Origin of the sequence: Terrabacter carboxydivorans (genome assembly GCF_039532035.1) — a bacterium.
Classification (GTDB): Bacteria; Actinomycetota; Actinomycetes; order Actinomycetales; family Dermatophilaceae; genus Terrabacter; species Terrabacter carboxydivorans.
On sequence record NZ_BAAARE010000014.1, the window covers coordinates 85,028 to 101,845 of the forward strand.

General features: G+C 72.6%; 17 protein-coding genes and 1 pseudogene. 13 read left to right on the forward strand and 5 right to left on the reverse strand.

Translation table 11 applies throughout. The features are described from left to right. The first annotated feature begins 9 nt into the window (after positions 1 to 9). Together ABD297_RS16040 and ABD297_RS16045 are read left to right on the forward strand one after the other, a co-directional pair. Positions 10 to 1,170 (forward strand): alkaline phosphatase family protein, encoded by a 1,161-nt coding sequence (locus ABD297_RS16040; protein ID WP_344256043.1) that lies wholly within the window; start codon positions 10 to 12, stop codon positions 1,168 to 1,170. 11 nt (positions 1,171 to 1,181) lie between these two features. Further along, the gene (locus ABD297_RS16045; protein ID WP_344256044.1) at positions 1,182 to 1,874 is read left to right on the forward strand and encodes a thymidine kinase; all 693 of its coding nucleotides are present in this window, start codon (positions 1,182 to 1,184) and stop codon (positions 1,872 to 1,874) included. A gap of 146 nt (positions 1,875 to 2,020) precedes the next feature. On the opposite strand, the gene sepH is transcribed toward ABD297_RS16045, so the two are convergent. Further along, complete coding sequence (gene sepH / locus ABD297_RS16050; protein ID WP_344256045.1) at positions 2,021 to 3,805, reverse strand: septation protein SepH; 1,785 nt, start codon at positions 3,803 to 3,805, stop codon at positions 2,021 to 2,023. 162 nt (positions 3,806 to 3,967) lie between these two features. On the opposite strand from sepH, the gene ABD297_RS16055 reads away from it, so the two are divergent. The 3 genes from ABD297_RS16055 to ABD297_RS16065 all read left to right on the forward strand — a co-directional run bounded on the left by ABD297_RS16055 (position 3,968) and on the right by ABD297_RS16065 (position 6,828). After that, on the forward strand, positions 3,968 to 4,603 hold the full coding sequence (locus ABD297_RS16055) for a trimeric intracellular cation channel family protein (protein ID WP_344256046.1): 636 nt from the start codon (positions 3,968 to 3,970) through the stop codon (positions 4,601 to 4,603). An 87-nt stretch (positions 4,604 to 4,690) separates the two neighbouring features. After that, positions 4,691 to 5,902, forward strand: a complete 1,212-nt coding sequence (locus ABD297_RS16060; RefSeq protein WP_344256047.1) for a ferrochelatase — start codon at positions 4,691 to 4,693, stop codon at positions 5,900 to 5,902. An 8-nt stretch (positions 5,903 to 5,910) separates the two neighbouring features. Beyond that, positions 5,911 to 6,828 (forward strand): inositol monophosphatase family protein, encoded by a 918-nt coding sequence (locus ABD297_RS16065; RefSeq protein ID WP_344256048.1) that lies wholly within the window; start codon positions 5,911 to 5,913, stop codon positions 6,826 to 6,828. 120 nt (positions 6,829 to 6,948) lie between these two features. On the opposite strand, the gene ABD297_RS16070 is transcribed toward ABD297_RS16065, so the two are convergent. Then, positions 6,949 to 7,134: a hypothetical protein gene (locus ABD297_RS16070; protein ID WP_344256049.1), complete on the reverse strand. Its 186-nt coding sequence runs from the start codon at positions 7,132 to 7,134 to the stop codon at positions 6,949 to 6,951. Positions 7,135 to 7,481: 347 nt separating this feature from the next. Here ABD297_RS16070 and ABD297_RS16075 point away from each other — a divergent pair, with 347 nt between their 5' ends. The 5 genes from ABD297_RS16075 (at position 7,482) to ABD297_RS16095 (ending at position 10,432) form a co-directional block, all read left to right on the forward strand. Beyond that, positions 7,482 to 7,781, forward strand: coding sequence for a DUF4193 domain-containing protein (locus tag ABD297_RS16075; protein ID WP_030146251.1), 300 nt, complete (start codon positions 7,482 to 7,484; stop codon positions 7,779 to 7,781). A 53-nt stretch (positions 7,782 to 7,834) separates the two neighbouring features. After that, positions 7,835 to 8,332, forward strand: a complete 498-nt coding sequence (gene dut / locus ABD297_RS16080) for a dUTP diphosphatase (protein ID WP_344256050.1) — start codon at positions 7,835 to 7,837, stop codon at positions 8,330 to 8,332. 100 nt (positions 8,333 to 8,432) lie between these two features. Further along, positions 8,433 to 9,248 (forward strand): DUF3710 domain-containing protein, encoded by an 816-nt coding sequence (locus ABD297_RS16085; protein WP_344256051.1) that lies wholly within the window; start codon positions 8,433 to 8,435, stop codon positions 9,246 to 9,248. Positions 9,249 to 9,315: 67 nt separating this feature from the next. Further along, a complete protein-coding gene (locus ABD297_RS16090) occupies positions 9,316 to 9,711 on the forward strand; it encodes an OB-fold nucleic acid binding domain-containing protein (RefSeq protein ID WP_344256052.1) in 396 nt (131 codons plus the stop codon). Beyond that, positions 9,704 to 10,432 (forward strand): DUF3159 domain-containing protein, encoded by a 729-nt coding sequence (locus ABD297_RS16095; RefSeq protein WP_344256053.1) that lies wholly within the window; start codon positions 9,704 to 9,706, stop codon positions 10,430 to 10,432. Before ABD297_RS16090 ends, ABD297_RS16095 begins: the two co-directional genes overlap by 8 nt. 67 nt (positions 10,433 to 10,499) lie before the next feature. Here ABD297_RS16095 and ABD297_RS16100 read toward each other — a convergent pair whose 3' ends face one another. Further along, positions 10,500 to 11,192 carry a potassium channel family protein gene (locus ABD297_RS16100; protein WP_344256054.1) on the reverse strand — a complete coding sequence of 231 codons (693 nt, stop codon included), beginning with the start codon at positions 11,190 to 11,192 and terminating at the stop codon, positions 10,500 to 10,502. Positions 11,193 to 11,215: 23 nt separating this feature from the next. Continuing rightward, positions 11,216 to 11,878, reverse strand: coding sequence for a potassium channel family protein (locus ABD297_RS16105; protein WP_344256055.1), 663 nt, complete (start codon positions 11,876 to 11,878; stop codon positions 11,216 to 11,218). 204 nt (positions 11,879 to 12,082) lie between these two features. On the opposite strand from ABD297_RS16105, the gene ABD297_RS16110 reads away from it, so the two are divergent. Both ABD297_RS16110 and ABD297_RS16115 read left to right on the forward strand, forming a co-directional pair. Continuing rightward, entirely contained in the window at positions 12,083 to 14,044 is a 1,962-nt protein-coding gene (locus ABD297_RS16110; protein ID WP_344256108.1) for an APC family permease, read from the forward strand. Next, positions 14,041 to 15,297, forward strand: coding sequence for a class I SAM-dependent RNA methyltransferase (locus ABD297_RS16115; RefSeq protein ID WP_344256056.1), 1,257 nt, complete (start codon positions 14,041 to 14,043; stop codon positions 15,295 to 15,297). Before ABD297_RS16110 ends, ABD297_RS16115 begins: the two co-directional genes overlap by 4 nt. A 330-nt stretch (positions 15,298 to 15,627) precedes the next feature. Here ABD297_RS16115 and ABD297_RS23730 read toward each other — a convergent pair. After that, positions 15,628 to 16,050, reverse strand: a pseudogene (locus ABD297_RS23730) (DedA family protein); the annotation flags it as partial. A 251-nt stretch (positions 16,051 to 16,301) separates the two neighbouring features. Between ABD297_RS23730 and ABD297_RS16125 the strand changes: the two are divergent. Beyond that, complete coding sequence (locus ABD297_RS16125; protein WP_344256058.1) at positions 16,302 to 16,727, forward strand: acyl-CoA thioesterase; 426 nt, start codon at positions 16,302 to 16,304, stop codon at positions 16,725 to 16,727. Positions 16,728 to 16,818 lie beyond the last annotated feature (91 nt).

The following is a 16,818-nucleotide window of genomic DNA, read 5'->3' on the forward strand; positions in this document are numbered from 1 at the left end:
CCGACGGCCGTGGCTCCCGAACCGACAGCACCCGCTGCCACGCCGACCGACTGGTCGGCCGGCACGCTGGCCTCCGTGCTCCCCTCGGTGGCCGACCGGCTCGGCGTGCAGCGGTATGCCGGTCGCGACGTCTTCGACCTGCCCGCAGCCCCGCGCACGGTCGTCGTGCTCGTCGACGGGCTCGGCCACGACCTGCTGCGCCAGCGCAGCGGTCACGCCCCCTTCCTGCGCAGCCTCCTGGGCTCGGCGCACCGGGTGCCGTGCGGCTTCCCGACGACGACCGCGACCTCAATGGGCACCTTCGGCACGGGTCTCCCGCCGGGGTCGCACGGGCTCGTCGGCATGCAGGTGCTCGACCCGGCGACCGACCGCCTGCTCAACGAGCTGTCGTGGGAGGACGGGCCCGACCCCCGGGTTTGGCAGCCCAACGAGACCGTCTTCGAGGCCGCCGAGAACGCCGACGTGACGGTCACGATGGTCGGTCCCCACTACTTCGACGGGTCGGGCCTCACCCTGGCGACACTGCGCGGTGGACGCTTCCGCGCGGCGCGCTCGCTCGAGGACCGCGTCGACGCCGCCGTGGCCGCGGTGCGCGCCACGCCCCGAGCCCTCGTCTACCTCTACTGGGGCGAGGTCGACAAGGTCGGTCACGTCCACGGCTGCCAGTCGTGGCAGTGGGGTGACGAGGTCGAGTCGGTCGACGGCGCGCTCCGGTCGCTCGCGGCCCGCGTGCCCGACGACACCTCGATCGTCGTCACCGCCGACCACGGCATGGTCGACATCCCCTTCCGCGACCGCATCGACCTCGTCGACGAGCCGGACCTCATGGCCGGGGTGCGCCACCTGGGCGGCGAGCCGCGCAACCTCCAGCTCTACACCGAGCCCGGAGCGGCCGCCGACGTCGCCCAGGCCTGGACGGCCCGGCTCGGGGACCGCGCGCGGATCCTCGAACGTGACCGGGCGGTGGGGGAGGGCTGGTTCGGCCCCGTGCGTCCGGGCGTCGAGGGCCGCATCGGAGATCTCGTCGTCGTCATGGGCGGGTCGTTCGCCGTCGTGCACTCGGGACTCATGCGACGCGAGGTCGTCGCACTGCTCGGCCTGCACGGCTCGACGAGCGACGCGGAACTCGCGGTGCCGGTGGTCGTGGTGCCACCCCGCCGGGGCGCCTAGGGTGGTGCCTCGTGGCTGAGCTCGTCTTCTTCTCCGGGACCATGGACTGCGGCAAGTCGACCCTCGCACTGCAGATGGACCACAACCACGGCGCGCGCGGGAGGGTCGGGCTCATCTTCACCAAGATGGACCGGGCCGGCAGCAACGTGCTCAGCTCGCGCCTCGGCCTCTCGACGGGTGCGCTCGAGGTAGGGGACGACCTCGACTTCTGGGAGGCCATCGTCGGGCGGGCCACGGCGGGCACGCGCATCGACTACCTCATCTGCGACGAAGCGCAGTTCTACACCAGCGACCAGGTCGAGCAGCTGGCTCGCATCGTCGACGAGATGGACGTCGACGTCTTCGCCTTCGGGATCACGGCTGACTTCCGCACCGAGCTCTTCCCCGGGAGCAAGCGCCTCATCGAGCTGGCCGACAAGGTGCAGGTGCTCCAGGTCGAGGCGCTCTGCTGGTGCGGTCGCCGCGCGACGACCAATGCGCGCGTCATGGACGGTGTCATGGTCGTCGAGGGCGAGCAGGTCGTCGTCGGCGACACCAAGCCCGGCACGGCGGGCATCGTCGAGTACGAGGTGCTCTGCCGTCGCCACTACATGCGCCGGATGACCTCGCACGCCGCCAAGGCCGCCGCCGTCTCTTCCGAGGTGCTGCCGTTCGACCTCGACGTGTGCCCCCTGCCGCCGCTGCCGATCACCCAGGCGGACTGACCCCGTTCCGGGCGCGTATGCCGCCCGGCCCGCTCGAGCGGTCAGGCTGGCTCACCGCCTGGGTCGGGCGGCCCGCGCCACCGCCGGTGGCCAACCCCCGGGGTTACGTCCGGTTCCGGTGAGGGTCGGGCGCGTAGAGCTCGCGCTCAGTCGTTCTTGCGGCCGAACATGATGTCGTCCCAGCTCGGCACGCTCGGGCGCCCGGACTTGCGGGCGGGCTGGGCGGGGCGAGGGGTGGGCTTGGGCCGCTGCGGCTGCACGCGCTGCTCGACGACGTCCTCGCCGTCCTGCTCGAAGGACGTGGAGGAGCGGGTCGACCCGGGCGACCCGCCGGGCCTCGGTGTCGCCGGGACACCGGCGGCTCCGGGCCCGCGCTCGGCAGGGATCCGGGACACGGGACGCTGGTCCGGGCGTCGGCGGGCAGCCGGCCGCAGGGGCTGGTCCTCGTCGAACGCGCGGTCGCCGCTCCGGTCGGGGCTCTCGCGGGGTTCCGGGTGGGAGTCCCGGCCGGTGTCCCGGTCGGTGTCCTGCGGTCGAGCGCTGCGGGCCTCGTCCTCGTGGGTGCGGTCGCGCCGAGACGTCGGGTCGACCGCGGCGGTGGGGGAGCCGGCGTGCTCGTCGGCGTGGGCGTCCCTGTCGTGGACGTCGATGTCGTGGGACTGGCTGTCGTCGGCGTCGTCCTGGTCGTCGTGGTCGAACGTGTCCGTCTGCGTGGCGTTGCTGTCCACCGAGGCCGGAAGGCCTGCCGAGTCGCCGTCACGATCCATGTCGAGATCGTCGTCGAGATCGTCGTCGAGCTCCCCGTCGACGTCGATGCGGTCGTCGGCGTCTGCGCGTCCGCGCGAACGGAGCTTCTCGGGCTCCGCGTCGGGACGGCCCGGCTCGTCGGCGACGGACTCACGGCCCGCCGGACGGGGGCGGGACGGTGAACCGGCAGGCTGTCCGGCGGATTGGCGCACCGGCTGGGTCGGCTCGGTGCGGCGTGCCTGTCGCCGAGCCGCCTCGACGCCCACCCGCTCCTCGACCGTGCCGGTCTTCACGACGTCAGGGTCGTCCTCGGGGTGGGTGTGGGCCGGGGGCGGCAGCTCGTCGCGCGGGTCGGCAGCCAGCTCGTCCAGGGGCAGAGCCTCCTCGGGGGCCTCGTCGAGCCCCGGGACCTCCGTCGAACGCGGGCGGCGCCGACGCCCACGCTGGGCGCTGCGCTCGCGCATGGCGGCCATGAGGTCGACGGTCTCGCCGTCCCGACGACGGGTCGCCGAGGCACCCACGCCACCCTCGGCCTCGACGTCGTAGACGCGGCTCGGGCGGTTCGAGGCAGCCAGGTGCGGAGCCGGGATCGGACCCGGTGCCTGCTGGTCCTCGTCCTCGCTGAGCCAGCGGGCCTCGTCGTCGACGGCGGAGACGGTGCGGGCGAGCGGGTCGAACTGCCAGGCGGCCTCGCGCTCGCGGCCGCCGGCGTTGAAGAGGAGCAGCACGGTCCAGGCGCCCTTGTCGGTGCGTCGTGAGTCCCACCGGGCGCTGCCGGCGTCGATCTCCCGCGTGCGCAGCCGCTCCGAGACCCGGGCATCGAGCGTGGGCGCGCCTCCGTGCGAACCGCCGCGGGGGCGCAGACGGACCTGTCGGGCCAGGCCCGCGACGTGCTCGCGCTCGGCCAGGATCGGGCCCTCGTAGCGGTGGACCTTCTCGACCGTCCAGCCGGCGCGCTCGGCCACCTCCTCGGCGGTCAGGCCGGCACGGATCATCGCCTGGACGTCCTTGGGGCGCAGACCTCCCGAGACCTCGATCTGCAGCTGTCCGAGGCGGGGCCGGTCGCGACGCACCGCGGCACGGAGCGCCTCGTCGAGCGGGACGGCGAAGCGGCTGCCCTCGTCGTCGGCCAGCAGCAGGTGCATTCCGTCCTCGTGGACGCCGACGAGCCTGAGGTGCTGCATGGGTGGGTCTCCCGGTGCCGAGTCTGCGTGGTCGTGCCTGGTCTGCGCCGACAACCCCGGTGTCCGCGTGACGGGCACGCCGGTGCGTCGTGCAGACGAGCATGCCACCGGGCCGGGTGCGAGCCAAAGCGCCCACGCCGCACAGGTACCGTTTGCTCTGGCATGCCTACCTCCTTCGCATCCGCGCAGCTCGCCCTCGACCTCGTCGGCGTGTTCGTCTTCGCGCTCTCCGGGGGCCTCGTCGCCGTCAAGAAGCGCTTCGACCTCTTCGGGGTCCTCGTCCTGGCGTGCGCCGCAGCCCTCGGCGGCGGCATCGTCCGCGACCTGCTCATCGGCGACATCCCGCCGATGGGCATCAGCGACTGGCGCCTGCTGACCGCCGCTGCCCTCGGCGGTCTGGTGACCTTCCTCTTCCACCCCGGCGTCGAACGCATCACGCGCTTCGTCCGCGTCCTCGACGCGGCGGGCCTCGGCGCCTTCGCCGTCGCCGGCAGCCTCAAGGCGGTGACCACGCCCGGGGTCTCGCCCATCGCCGCCGTGCTCGTCGGCGTCATCACGGCCGTCGGGGGAGGCGTCGTGCGGGACGTGCTCGCGGGTCAGGTCCCCGAGGTGCTGCGCCGGGAGCTGTATGCCGTCCCCGCCATGCTCGGCTCCGTGGTCGTCGTCGTCGCTGCCCAGCTCGGCTCCCTGCAGGACTGGGTGCTGTGGACCGCCGCGGGGGTCGTGTTCGCCCTGCGCATGCTCGCCGTGCGCCTGCACCTCAACGCCCCGACGCCGCTTCGCTCCAATCCCATGTAGCCGGAGCGGCGAACCATCAGCGCACCCCTGCACCACCCCGTTCGCCAGTCCCACCCGAAACCCCTCGACCACCCCGATGGCGGAGACATGACACCAGACGCAGCACCGACCCCCGACCCGACCATCGAGCCGACCATCGAGCCGACCACCGAGCCGACCAGCGAGCCGACCAGCGAGCCGACCAGCGAGCCGACCCAGGCCGCGACCGAGCACCCGCCGCTCGAGCCCTACGACGCCGTGCTCCTGCTCGGTTTCGGCGGCCCCGAGGCGCCCGAGGAGGTCATGCCCTTCCTGCGCCGCGTCACGGCGGGTCGCGGCATCCCGGACGAGCGGCTCGAGGCGGTCGGGGAGCACTACCACCACTTCGGGGGCCGCAGCCCCATCAACGACCAGAACCGCGCTCTCATCGCCGCCCTCCGTGCCGAGCTCGACGCGCGCGGCATCGACACCCCGATCATCTGGGGCAACCGCAACAGCGCGCCGTTCATCGACGACGCGCTCCGCGAGAGCCACGCCGCGGGGCACCGTCGGGTCGTCGCCCTGACGACGAGCGCCTACTCCTGCTACTCCTCCTGCCGGCAGTACCGCGAGAACCTCGCCGACGCCGCCGCAACGGTCGCCGAGGAGGGCATCGAGCTCCAGATCGACAAGGTCGCCCAGTACGCCCGGCGCCCGGGCTTCGCCGAGGCCAACGCCGGCGAGCTCGTGCGCTCGCTCCGGGCCCTCGACGGCGCGCCGGACTCCGAGATCGCGCTGCTGTTCGTGACCCACTCGATCCCGGACGCCATGGACGACACGTCGGGACCCGGCGACGGTGAGGGCAACCTCTACCAGCGTCAGCACCGGGCCCTGGCCTCGCAGCTCACCGAGGAGGCCAACCGGGTGCTCGGTCGTGACCTCACGGGCGAGCTCGTCTTCTGCTCCCGCTCCGGGCCTCCCAGCCAGCCGTGGCTCGAGCCCGACGTCAACGACCGCATGCGCGAGCTCGCGGCTGCCGGCGTCCGCACGGTCGTGACGGCGCCCATCGGCTTCGTCAGCGACCACATGGAGGTCGTCTACGACCTCGACACGGAGGCGCAGGAGACCGCCGACGAGCTGGGACTGACCCACGTGCGCGTGCCGACCGTGGGCACCGACGCCGTCTTCGTGCGCGACCTCGTCGACGCGCTCCTCGAGCGTGCGGCCGAGGCGCGCGGCGAGGACGTCCCGCAGTTCGAGGGGCGCATGCCGTCGGTGTGCGCACCCGGCTGCTGCCCCAACCTGCGCCAGGCGCGTCCCGCCCTGTGCGGCAGCGACTGAGGCCGGCGATGGCCACCACACCGGCGGGAGCCGAGGGCGCGCTGCCACAGGGCGTCACCGTCGCGGGCCTCGAGGACCTGTGCATCCGGTTCGCCACCGAGGCCGCCCGCTTCATCCGTGACGAGCGGCCCGAACGCATGGGAGTCGCCGCCACCAAGTCGAGCGAGACCGACGTCGTGACCGTCATGGACCGGCGCTCGGAGGAGCTTCTGCACCGGCTGATCCAGGCCGCCCGCCCGGACGACGGCATCCTGGGCGAGGAGGGCGCCGACGTCGCCGGCACGTCCGGTCTGACGTGGGTCATCGACCCCATCGACGGCACCGTCAACTACCTCTACGAGGTGCCGGCGTATGCCGTGTCCGTGGCCGTCGTCCTCGGCGACGCGCGCGCCCAGGGCGGTTGGGTCCCCGTCGCGGGTGCCGTCGCCGACCCCTGCCTGCGCCTGGTGCACCACGCAGGTCGTGGCACCGGCGCGTGGACGAGCCCGGAAGGGGCAGAGGGCGTCGGCGACCGGCGCGACGCCCCGGGGCCGGACCGCCTTTCGGTCTCCGCGGAGGACCGTCTGGCCCGCACGCTGCTGGCGACGGGCTTCGGCTACGACCCGGAGGTACGTGCCCGGCAGGCCGAGGTGCTGCTGCGCGTGCTCCCGCAGGTGCGCGACATCCGGCGCATCGGCAGCGCCGCGCTCGACCTCGTGCGGGTGGCCGAGGGCTCGGTCGACGCCTACGCCGAGACCGGGCTCAACGCCTGGGACCTCGCTGCCGGCTGGCTCGTCGTCGAGGAGGCCGGGGGCGTCGTCGTCGGGGCGGAGGAGCACGGCCCGCTGAGCGCTCCCGGGAAGGCCCTCACGGTCGCGGCCGGGCCGGCCCTCGTCGAGCAGGTGCGCAGCCTCTTCGTCACCCCGAGCGGCGGCGCCTCGGACTGAGCGAGCACCCGACCGGAGAACGGTCAGCGCCCCACCCGGCACGGCCGGGTGGGGCGCTGAACGTCCTCACGGGAGCGGACGGCATACGCCCGCGGTGGATGGGTGGTGCTGGGGACCGGCTCAGGCCGCCTGGAAGGGCTCGAGCTCAGGGACGCGGATGCCGTTCTCGGCAGCGAGGCGGGCGAAGGACTCGAGCTCACCGGTGTGGACCTGCACCCGGTAGTCGTCGCCCGCGGTCTGCGCGTCGGCAAGGTCGCCCAGCGCGTCGTTGACACGTTGCCTGATCTGGTCGACGAACTCGGTCATGGGTGCCACCTCCGGGCCTGGGTCGTTGATCGGTCGGGTCCGGAGACCCTACCGCGCCGTAGGACCCTCAATGTGCACCCGCCAAGGTCGGTGGATGGCAAAGGGAAGGTGAACTCTTGGTCCGAAAACGGCAGGTGTGGGAGGTGCGTCCCGCCTCCGTCTCAGGCCTTGGCTCGGGCGACGTGACAACGCGAGGGCGATCAGGCACCATACGCGCCAGCGGACATCTCTCGCCGCCGTCACGATACCGACGGCGGTATGGGGGGCCCGGGAACAAGCAGGGCCCCGCGAGCGTTCTCCGCGTCACAGACCGCAAGGCGCATCACAAGTAGAAGTGAGACAACGAGATGGCAACCGATTACGACGCGCCACGCAAGACTGACGACGACCTCAACGAGGACTCCATCGAGGAGCTCAAGTCACGACGGGTCGACAAGACGTCGTCCAGCGTGGACGTCGACGAGACCGAGCAGGCAGAGGGCTTCGAGCTGCCCGGCGCCGACCTCTCCGGCGAGGAGCTGTCGGTCCGCGTGCTGCCCAAGCAGGCCGACGAGTTCACCTGTGGACGCTGCTTCCTCGTCCACCACCGCAGCCAGCTCGCCAAGGAGAGCAACGGCATGATGATCTGCACGGAGTGCGCCGCCTGAGCGCAGCTCCGACCAGGCAGCAGCACGGCCTGGAGCCAGTAGGGTCGGTCCTCGTGACCGACCCTTGTGCTGTCCCGGTCCGGCTCCTCGAGCCGGACCTGCCGCTTCCCGGCTACGCCCACCCCGGCGACGCCGGAGCCGACCTCTGCGCGCGGGTCGACGTCACGATCGAGCCCGGCGAGCGCGTCCTCGTCCCGACCGGGGTGGCGCTCGCGCTGCCGGCCGGCCACGCCGGCTTCGTGCACCCGAGGTCGGGGCTGGCGGCCCGTCACGGGATCTCGATCGTCAACGCCCCCGGCACCGTCGACGAGGGCTACCGGGGCGAGATCCTCGTCAACCTCGTCAACCTCGACCCGCGCGAGGCCTTCACGGTCCGGCGCGGCGACCGGATCGCCCAGCTCGTCGTCCAGCGCGTCGAGCGGGTGCACTTCCTGGCGGTCGATTCGCTCGACGAGACCGTGCGGGGGGACACTGGACACGGATCCACCGGCGGCTTCGGCCCCGGCGGCTCCGCCTCGCCGACATCGGGGGAGACGCCCGGCGTGGCGTGATCATCGGATACGGTTCGCCCGGCGCTGCGTCGGCGCCGTGAACACCTCCCCGCCCGGGCACGACGCCCGCCGGGCAGCAGGACTCAAAGGACGGAATGACGTGGGACTCTTCAGCCGGGGCAAGTCGAAGGACCGCCCGGACGCCACTGCCGTGGACGCAGACCTGACCGACGACGGCCTCGACCGCGCCGGGCAGGACGAGGTCACGGACGAGGCGCACGGTGACACCGACCGCACGGACGCCGCCACCGACGGGCTGGGCGGTCAGGGCGGCCAGGTCGGTCGCGACGGCACGACCGGCCCGCTCGACCGCAGCGAGATCGACGACGACAGCGACTACCTCAACCTCGGCGCCATCTGGCTGCGCGGGCAGCAGGGCATGGAGCTGCGCCTCGAGGTCAACGAGCAGGAGCAGCAGATCACCGGTGTCACGGCCGTCATCGGTGAGTCCGCCGTGCAGCTGCAGGCCTTCGCGGCCCCGCGCACCGAGGGTGTGTGGATCGACATCCGCAACGAGATCGCCGCGAGCATCGTCGACGCCGGGGGCACCGCCGAGGTGCTGACGGGCGAGTTCGGTGAGGAGCTGCTGACGCGCATGCCGCAGGCCGACGCCGAGGGCCGCACCGTCTTCATGCCCGCCCGGTTCGTCGGCATCGACGGGCCGCGGTGGTTCCTCCGGGCCGTCGTCTCCGGTCGCGCCGCCATCGAGCCGGCAGCGGCCGAGGCCGTCCACGACGTCATCCGCACCGCCGTCATCGACCGCGGTGACGAGGCGATGCCTCCGCGCGAGCTGCTGCCGCTGCGGCTGCCCGACGCCGACGGCGCCGCCCAGGCCGACGGCTCGGCCGACGAGGCAGCGGGCGGCCCCGACCTCAACCCGTTCGAGCGCGGCCCCGAGATCACCGAGGTCCGCTGATGACCCGCCCGGGTCACGCGCCGCGTCGAGCCCTCCGTCGGATGGTCCGCCGAGCGGGGGCACGCGCGTGACCACGGGCCAGCCGGGCGCCCTGCGGCGGCTGACCGAGCGCCTGACGCGCTCGGCGCACGAGATCGAGGCCGCCGAGCTGCGTCGCGAGTCCTCGGACCTCGCCGGGGTCGTCCACATCGGCGATGCCCCGCAACGCACGACCGTCACGGTCTGCGGCGAGGTGCGCTCGGTGACCCTGCGGCCCCGGGAGGAGACCCCGGCGCTCGACGTCGAGGTCTGGGACGGCACCGAGTCGCTCCACCTCGTCTGGCTCGGCCGGCGCCGCATCGCCGGCATCGTGCCCGGCATCAAGGTGCGGGCCACCGGGCGCATCACCAACCGCCGGAAGGTCATGACGATGTTCAACCCCGCCTACGAGATCATCGGTCGCTCGGGGCAGGCGCATGGCTGACGTCGACGGCGAGGCCGCCGTGCCGGGTGTGGGGGAGGCGGACGGCGTCGCGCGCTCCGAGGCGGACCTGCGTCGTTACGTCACCGTCGAGGACCTGCTGCGCGACAAGCTGTCCGAGGCGATCGGCGGGTGGCGCGGCGCCGTCGAGTCGGCCGTGCCGACGCTCGCCTTCGCCCTCGTGTGGGCGCGCACCGAGAACCTCCGCACCGCCCTCGTCGTGGCCGGAGTCTGCGTCGCGCTCCTTCTCGTGGTGCGCCTCGTGCAGCGCCAGGACCCTCGCTTCATCGCGTATGCCGCTGCGGGAGTGGCCATCTCGGCCTTCTTCGCGCTCCGGTCGGGCAAGGCGGAGGACGCCTTCCTGCCCGGCATGCTCCAGAACGCCGGCCTCCTGGTGCTGCTGCTCGTGACGAACTTGACGCGCTGGCCGCTCTTCGGCTTCGTCGTCGGCGTCGCCGAGCCGGAGGCGTTCGCCGAGAACCCCACGTGGTGGCGGCGACACTCCGGCATCGTCACCGTCGCGGCCCGACTGGCGTGGGTGCTCATCGCGCTCAACGTCGTGCGGCTCGCGATCATGGTGCCGCTCTACCTCGCGGAGCAGGTCGCGGCCCTCGGGGTGGCCAAGGTCGTGCTGGGCTGGCCGGCCTACCTCGTGGCCATCACGGCCATGGGCGCGATCCTGCTGCGCGGTCGCACGCCGATCGACCCGAACCGGCTGGTCTGAGCCGCCGCCGCCTCCCTCGCGGACGGGCGGTGGTCGACGGGTGCCGCGGCTTCGGCAGCCTGGGGCGTCAGCCGTCGGTGTCGTCGGTGCCGTGGTGCCGCTCACCCGGGGCCACGAGGTCCTGGAGGCGGTCCTCCTGCTCGGTCGTGGTGATGAACAGCAGCTCGTCACCGGCCTCGATGGCGTCGTCGGGCGTCGGCGCGAGCGGCCGCTCCTCGCGGATGATCGCGACGAGCACGGTGTCGGTGGGCCAGTCGACGTCACCGACGCGCCGACCGGCGAACGGGCTGCCCTCGGGCAGGGTGATCTCGACCATCGAGGCCCGGCCCTGCTGGAACTCGAAGATGCGCACGAGGTCGCCGATGCTGACGGCCTCCTCGATGAGTGCCGTCATGAGGCGTGGGGTCGACACGGCCACGTCGACGCCCCACGACTCGTCGAACATCCACTCGTTCTTCGGGTTGTTGACGCGGGCGACGGTGCGGGGGACCCCGAACTCGGTCTTGGCCAGCAGGGAGAGCACGAGGTTGGCCTTGTCGTCGCCGGTCGCGGCCACGCACACGTCGGACTCCTCGAGCCGCGCCTCCTCGAGGGCGGCCAGCTCGCAGGCGTCGGCGAGCAGCCACGACGCCTCGGGCACCCGCGAGGCCTGGACGTCGTCGGCGTCCTTGTCGATGAGGAGCACCTGGTGCCCGTTGCCGAGCAGCTCACGGGCGATGGACCGGCCGACGCTTCCGGCTCCGGCGATGACGACGCGCATGGGGGATTCTTCTCCTGTGCCGGTCAGTGGGCGGCCGGGGCCTGGTCGCAGAGCCGCTCGACGCGAGCGAGGTCGTCGCGCGGGACGGTGAGGTGCACGAGGTCGCCCTGCTGGACGACCATGTCGGGCCGGGGGAGCGTGCCCTCACCGAGGCGGGTGACGTAGGCGACGCGGGCGCCGGTCTGCTCCTCGACCTCTGTGAGGTGGCGTCCGACCCAGCCCTCGTCGAGCGGGACCTCGGCGATGACGATCTTGCCGCTGGGGTCGGTCAGCTCGGGGACGGCCCCCTGGGGCAGCAGCCGCTGGATCATCTGGTCCGACGTCCAGCGCACCGTGGCCACGGTCGGGATGCCGAGCCGCTGGTAGACCATGGCGCGCTGCGGGTCGTAGATGCGCGCGGCGACGTGCTCGACGCCGAACGTCTCCCGCGCCACGCGCGCCGCGAGGATGTTGGAGTTGTCTCCGCTGCTGACGGCAGCGAAGGCGTAGGCCTCGCGGATGCCGGCTGCGACGAGGGTGTCGCGGTCGAAGCCGATGCCCGTGACGGTCTGGCCCTCGAAGGAGGTGCCCAGACGACGGAAGGCCGACGCGTCGGCGTCGATGATCGCGACGTCGTGGCCGCCTCGGCCGAGGGTGCGGGCGAGGGTCGACCCGACGCGGCCGCATCCCATGATGACGAAGTGCACGGACGCGACGCTACACCGTGACGGGGTCACCCACCCCGCAGGCCGCGCACGGCGCCCAGCCCGTGAAACGGCCGTGACGGCATACCTTCTCGGGGGTGTGTCCGCGCCGTCCCGAGTGGGTCGGTGCGGGGTGCCGATCCGTCATACAGTGTCGTCGTGCCCGGTACCGGTTCGCTGTTCAAGCGCCTCCTGCTCGGTCGTGCGATGCGCAGCGACAAGCTCGGCGAGACGCTGCTGCCCAAGCGGCTCGCCCTCCCGATCTTCGCGAGCGACGCCCTCTCGTCGGTGGCCTACGCCCCCGACGAGATCCTGCTCATGCTCGGCCTCGCCGGCGGCGCCTTCGTCGCGACGCACAGCTGGCAGGTGACGGTCGCCGTCGTCCTCGTCATGGTCGTCGTCGTCGCCTCCTACCGCCAGAACGTGCACGCCTACCCCTCCGGTGGCGGCGACTACGAGGTCGCGACGGTCAACCTCGGCCCGCGCGCCGGCCTGACCGTGGCCAGCGCGCTGCTCGTCGACTACGTGCTGACCGTCGCGGTCTCGATCTCCTCCGGCGTGCAGAACGCCGCCACGGTGCTCGGGTTCGTCCGCGGCCACGAGGTCATCGTGGCCGTGGCCCTCATCCTGTTCCTGACCGCCATGAACCTGCGCGGCGTCCGCGAGTCCGGCAAGGCCTTCGCGGTCCCGGTCTACGCGTTCATGCTGGCCATCATCGGCATGGGCGTCTACGGCTTCGTCCAGCACTTCACCGGCACCCTCACCCCCGCCGAGAGCGCCGGCCTGACCCTCAAGCCGGAGGACGGTCAGGGCCTCACCGGCCTCGCCGCGGCGTTCCTGCTGCTGCGCGCCTTCTCGTCCGGCTGTGCCGCCCTCACCGGCGTCGAGGCGATCAGCAACGGCGTGCCGGCCTTCAAGAAGCCCAAGAGCGACAACGCCGCCACGACGCTGCTGCTCATGGGCACGCTGTCGGTGCTCATGCTCGGCTCGATCATCACCCTCGGCCAGTGGACCGGCGTCAAGATCGCCGACGACCCGGGGGCGCAGCTGCTGCGCAACGGCCAGCCGGTGGGCGACTCCTACGTGCAGCACACGGCCATCGGCCAGCTCGCGAACTCCGTCTTCGCCAGCTTCCCGATCGGCGTCGTCTTCGTCTCGATCGTCACCGGCCTCATCCTCGTGCTCGCCGCCAACACGGCCTTCAACGGCTTCCCGGTGCTCGGCTCGATCCTCGCCCGGGACGGCTACCTGCCCCGGCAGATGCACACCCGCGGTGACCGGCTCGCCTTCAGCAACGGCATCCTCATCCTCGCCGGGGCTGCCATCGTGCTCGTCATCGTCTTCAAGGCCGAGGTCACGGCCCTGATCCAGCTCTACATCGTCGGGGTGTTCGTCTCCTTCACGACGAGCCAGATCGGCATGGTTCGGCACTGGACCCGCAACCTCCGGCTCGAGCGCAACGCCAAGGAGCGCTCGCGCATGCAGCGCTCGCGCGTCATCAACGCGGTCGGGGCCGCGATGTCGGCCACCGTGCTCGTCGTCGTGCTGATCACCAAGTTCCAGGCCGGGGCGAAGTACGCCATCCTCGCGATGGTCGTCCTCTTCGTGCTGATGCTCGGGATCAAGAAGCACTACAACCGGGTCCGCGACGAGCTCGCCATCGACTGGGACGTCGAGCGGCCGATGCTGCCGAGCCACGTGCACGCCATCGTGTGCATCTCCAAGGTGCACAAGCCGACGATGCGCGCGCTCGCCTATGCCCGCGCCAGCCGCCCGTCCTACCTCGAGGCGGTCACCGTCGACGTCGACCCGGACGAGACCCAGACGCTGCTCGACGAGTGGGACAAGCGCGACATCCCGGTGCCGCTCAAGGTGCTGAGCTCGCCCTACCGGCAGATCACCAAGCCGATCCTCGACTACGTCCGCTCGATCCGCAGCGGCAACCCCCGCGACATCGTGACCGTCTACCTGCCGGAGTACGTCCTCGGGAAGTGGTGGGAGCAGATCCTGCACAACCAGAGCGCCCTGCGGCTCAAGGCGCGTCTGCTCTTCACCCCGGGAGTCATGGTCGTCAGCGTGCCCTGGCAGCTCCAGTCCTCCGAGGGCGCCGAGCGTGACTGGATCGACGAGCCGCCGATCAGCGGGTCCGTGCGCGGAGGGGCGCTGTGAGCACGCGACAGCCCCGCGAGCGCACCGCCGGCGGCGAGTCGCTCGTCGGCCAGGAGTGGACCGTCGAGGTCGGGGCGGTGGCCCACGGCGGTCACTGCGTGGCCCGCCACGAGGGTCAGGTGCTCTTCGTGCGTCACACGCTGCCCGGCGAGCGCGTCGTCGCCCGGGTCACCGAGGGCCGTGTCGGCGACAGCTTCCTGCGCGCCGACGCCGTCGAGGTGCTCGAGGCCGCCGCCGGCCGGGTCGAGGCTCCGTGCCGGTATGCCGCGCCGGGACTCTGCGGAGGGTGCGACTTCCAGCACGCGTCCCTCGCGACGCAGCGCGAGCTCAAGACGGCCGTCGTGCGTGAGCAGTTCACGCGGGTGGCCGGGCTCGACGTCGACGTCGAGGTGCGCCCGGTGCCGGGCGACGAGGACGGTCTGCGTTGGCGCACCCGCGTGGAGTTCGCCGTCGACGGTTCCGGCCGTGCCGGGCTGCGTCGCCACCGCTCGCGCGAGGTCGTCCCCGTCGAGGACTGCCTCATCGCCACCCGCGGCGTCATCGACTCCGGGGTGCTCGACACGGAGTGGCCCGACGTCGAGTCGGTGGACGTCGTGGACGCCGCGCACCCTGACGAGCCGGTGCTCGTCCCGCTGCCGGCCCCCGAGGGTGCCGCCGCCGGAGGGGGTCTCGTCGGGGAGCTGGCTCGTGACGGTGACTGGGAGGGCGAGTACGTCGTCTCGGCGCGCGGCTTCTGGCAGGTCCACCCGGGCGCCGCCTCCACCTTCCTGTCGCGGGTGACCGCACTCCTGGGTGCCCAGCCCGGAGACCGGGTCGTCGACCTTTATGCCGGGTCGGGGCTGTTCACGATGCGCCTCGGCGAGCTCGTGGCTCCCGACGGGTTCGTCCTGGGCATCGAGGGCGACCGCGGCGCGGTCGCGAACGGCACCACCAACACCGAGCACCTCGAGAACGTGGAGTGGCGCGCCAACCGGGTCGACCGCGAGCTGCGGTCGCTCGTCGGGCAGGACGTCACTGCCGACCTCGCGGTGCTCGACCCGCCGCGCATCGGAGCGGGCAAGGAGGTCATGGGCCTGCTGGCCCGCATGGCACCTCGGCGCGTCGTCTACGTCGCCTGCGACCCCTCGGCGCTCGCGCGCGACGTCAAGGCCGCCGCGACACACGGCTACGACCTCGTCTCCCTCGAGGCCTGGGACGCCTTCCCGATGACCCACCACGTCGAGTGCATCGCCGTGCTGGAGCCGCGCGGCTGACGCTCGGCGACGGCACCCGTGTCGCGGTGACGGTGTGCCGTGCTGGGTGGGACGTGCAGGCTGCCGATCCGGGTGCGCGTCAGCCGGCGTGGACCGGGTCCCCAGGGCGCTGGGCGAGGCGAGTGCGCCTGCGCCGTCGGCAGCCCCGGTCCGGCGGCCCGTGCGCCGGCGGACCAGCGCCACGACCGCGGGGGCCGCGGACACGAGGACGCCGGCGACCATCACGACGTCGAGGTGGTCGGCCACGGCCGGGATCGCCCCGAACCAATAGCCGCCGCCCAGCATCGCGACGGCCCAGCCCGCGGCCCCGACCGCGTTGTAGGCCATGAAGCGCCGCCGGTCCATGAGGCCGACGCCCGCCACGACGGGGGTCAGGGTTCGGACCACCGGCACGAACCGCGCCAGGACCACGGCCCGCGGCCCGTGCCGCTCGACGAAGGCCCGTGCCTGCTCGACCCGACCGGCCGTGAGGACCCGCGCGCCGGGCCGGCCCAGCCGGTGACCGAGGTGGCGGCCGAGCAGGTAGGCGATCGTGTCTCCCGCGACGGCGGCCACGGTGATGCCGACGAGCGAGAGCCACAGGGGCAGTTGGAGCGCGCCGGTGGCGACGAGGAGGCCGGCGCCGACCATGAGCGTGTCGCCCGGCAGGAGGAAGCCGGCCAGCAGGCCGGTCTCCGCGAAGGCGACGCCCATGAGCAGCAGGAGCGCGAAAGGGCCGAGCGCCGTGAGCTGGGCGAGCAGCAGGCTGTCCATGGTGGCCTCGAGACGGTGGGTCGGTGATGGTCGGTGGTGGTCGGTGGTGGTGTGCAGAACGGCGCCGGTGGGTACCGGTCGAGTCGCGGACCGTGACGGTCGTCCGTCGACGGCGGCGACGTCGGTCTCCTCGATCGTCGCCGCCGGCACTGTGCTCGTCACAGCACGGTCCTGTGCCCGGGCTGTGGCTGCCCGTGCGGGTCCGGCTGGTACGTTGCCGCGGCAGGTCGGTCCCACGAAAGGCGACACCCATGTCCTTCAGCTATCCGGTAGCGGTGAAGTTCTCCGAGATCGACCTGGCGGGAGTGGTCTTCAACTCCCACTACCTGACGTGGTGCGAGGACGCGAAGATGGCCTTCCTCGACAGCGTCGGCTACGGCCCGTACCGCTTCGCCGACGAGCACCGGCTCGCGCTGGTGCGGCACGCCGAGATCGACTGGACCGCCAGCCTCAAGCCGCTCGACCACGCCGACATCCGGGTGTCCGTCGACCGCATCGGCACGTCGTCCTTCACGCTGCGACACGAGATCTGGCGCCGCGGGGACAGCGCCCTGCTCACGGCCACCTGCGTCATCACCTACGTCTGGTTCGACACCGGTGCCGGGGCCAAGGCCGACCTCGACCCGTCGTTCCGGGCCGCGCTGGAGCAGTCCGAGGCTCAGGCGTCCCCGGCCTGAGACCAGGGGCGACAGGAGTGCGAACGCGGACGAGGATGGGCGGGTAGGGAGGGACTGACAGGGGCCGAGCCCATGTGGTTAGATATATCTT

What these genes read in the sequence shown, in the direction of transcription:
- ABD297_RS16125 (WP_344256058.1), top strand. Translation starts at nt 16,302, where the DNA reads ATGTCCTTCAGCTATCCGGTAGCGGTGAAGTTCTCCGAGATCGACCTG.
- ABD297_RS16060 (WP_344256047.1), top strand. Translation starts at nt 4,691, where the DNA reads ATGACACCAGACGCAGCACCGACCCCCGACCCGACCATCGAGCCGACC.
- ABD297_RS16055 (WP_344256046.1), top strand. Translation starts at nt 3,968, where the DNA reads ATGCCTACCTCCTTCGCATCCGCGCAGCTCGCCCTCGACCTCGTCGGC.
- sepH (WP_344256045.1), bottom strand. Translation starts at nt 3,805, where the DNA reads ATGCAGCACCTCAGGCTCGTCGGCGTCCACGAGGACGGAATGCACCTG.
- ABD297_RS16095 (WP_344256053.1), top strand. Translation starts at nt 9,704, where the DNA reads ATGGCTGACGTCGACGGCGAGGCCGCCGTGCCGGGTGTGGGGGAGGCG.
- ABD297_RS16070 (WP_344256049.1), bottom strand. Translation starts at nt 7,134, where the DNA reads ATGACCGAGTTCGTCGACCAGATCAGGCAACGTGTCAACGACGCGCTG.
- ABD297_RS16075 (WP_030146251.1), top strand. Translation starts at nt 7,482, where the DNA reads ATGGCAACCGATTACGACGCGCCACGCAAGACTGACGACGACCTCAAC.
- ABD297_RS16065 (WP_344256048.1), top strand. Translation starts at nt 5,911, where the DNA reads ATGGCCACCACACCGGCGGGAGCCGAGGGCGCGCTGCCACAGGGCGTC.
- ABD297_RS16100 (WP_344256054.1), bottom strand. Translation starts at nt 11,192, where the DNA reads ATGCGCGTCGTCATCGCCGGAGCCGGAAGCGTCGGCCGGTCCATCGCC.
- ABD297_RS16110 (WP_344256108.1), top strand. Translation starts at nt 12,083, where the DNA reads ATGCGCAGCGACAAGCTCGGCGAGACGCTGCTGCCCAAGCGGCTCGCC.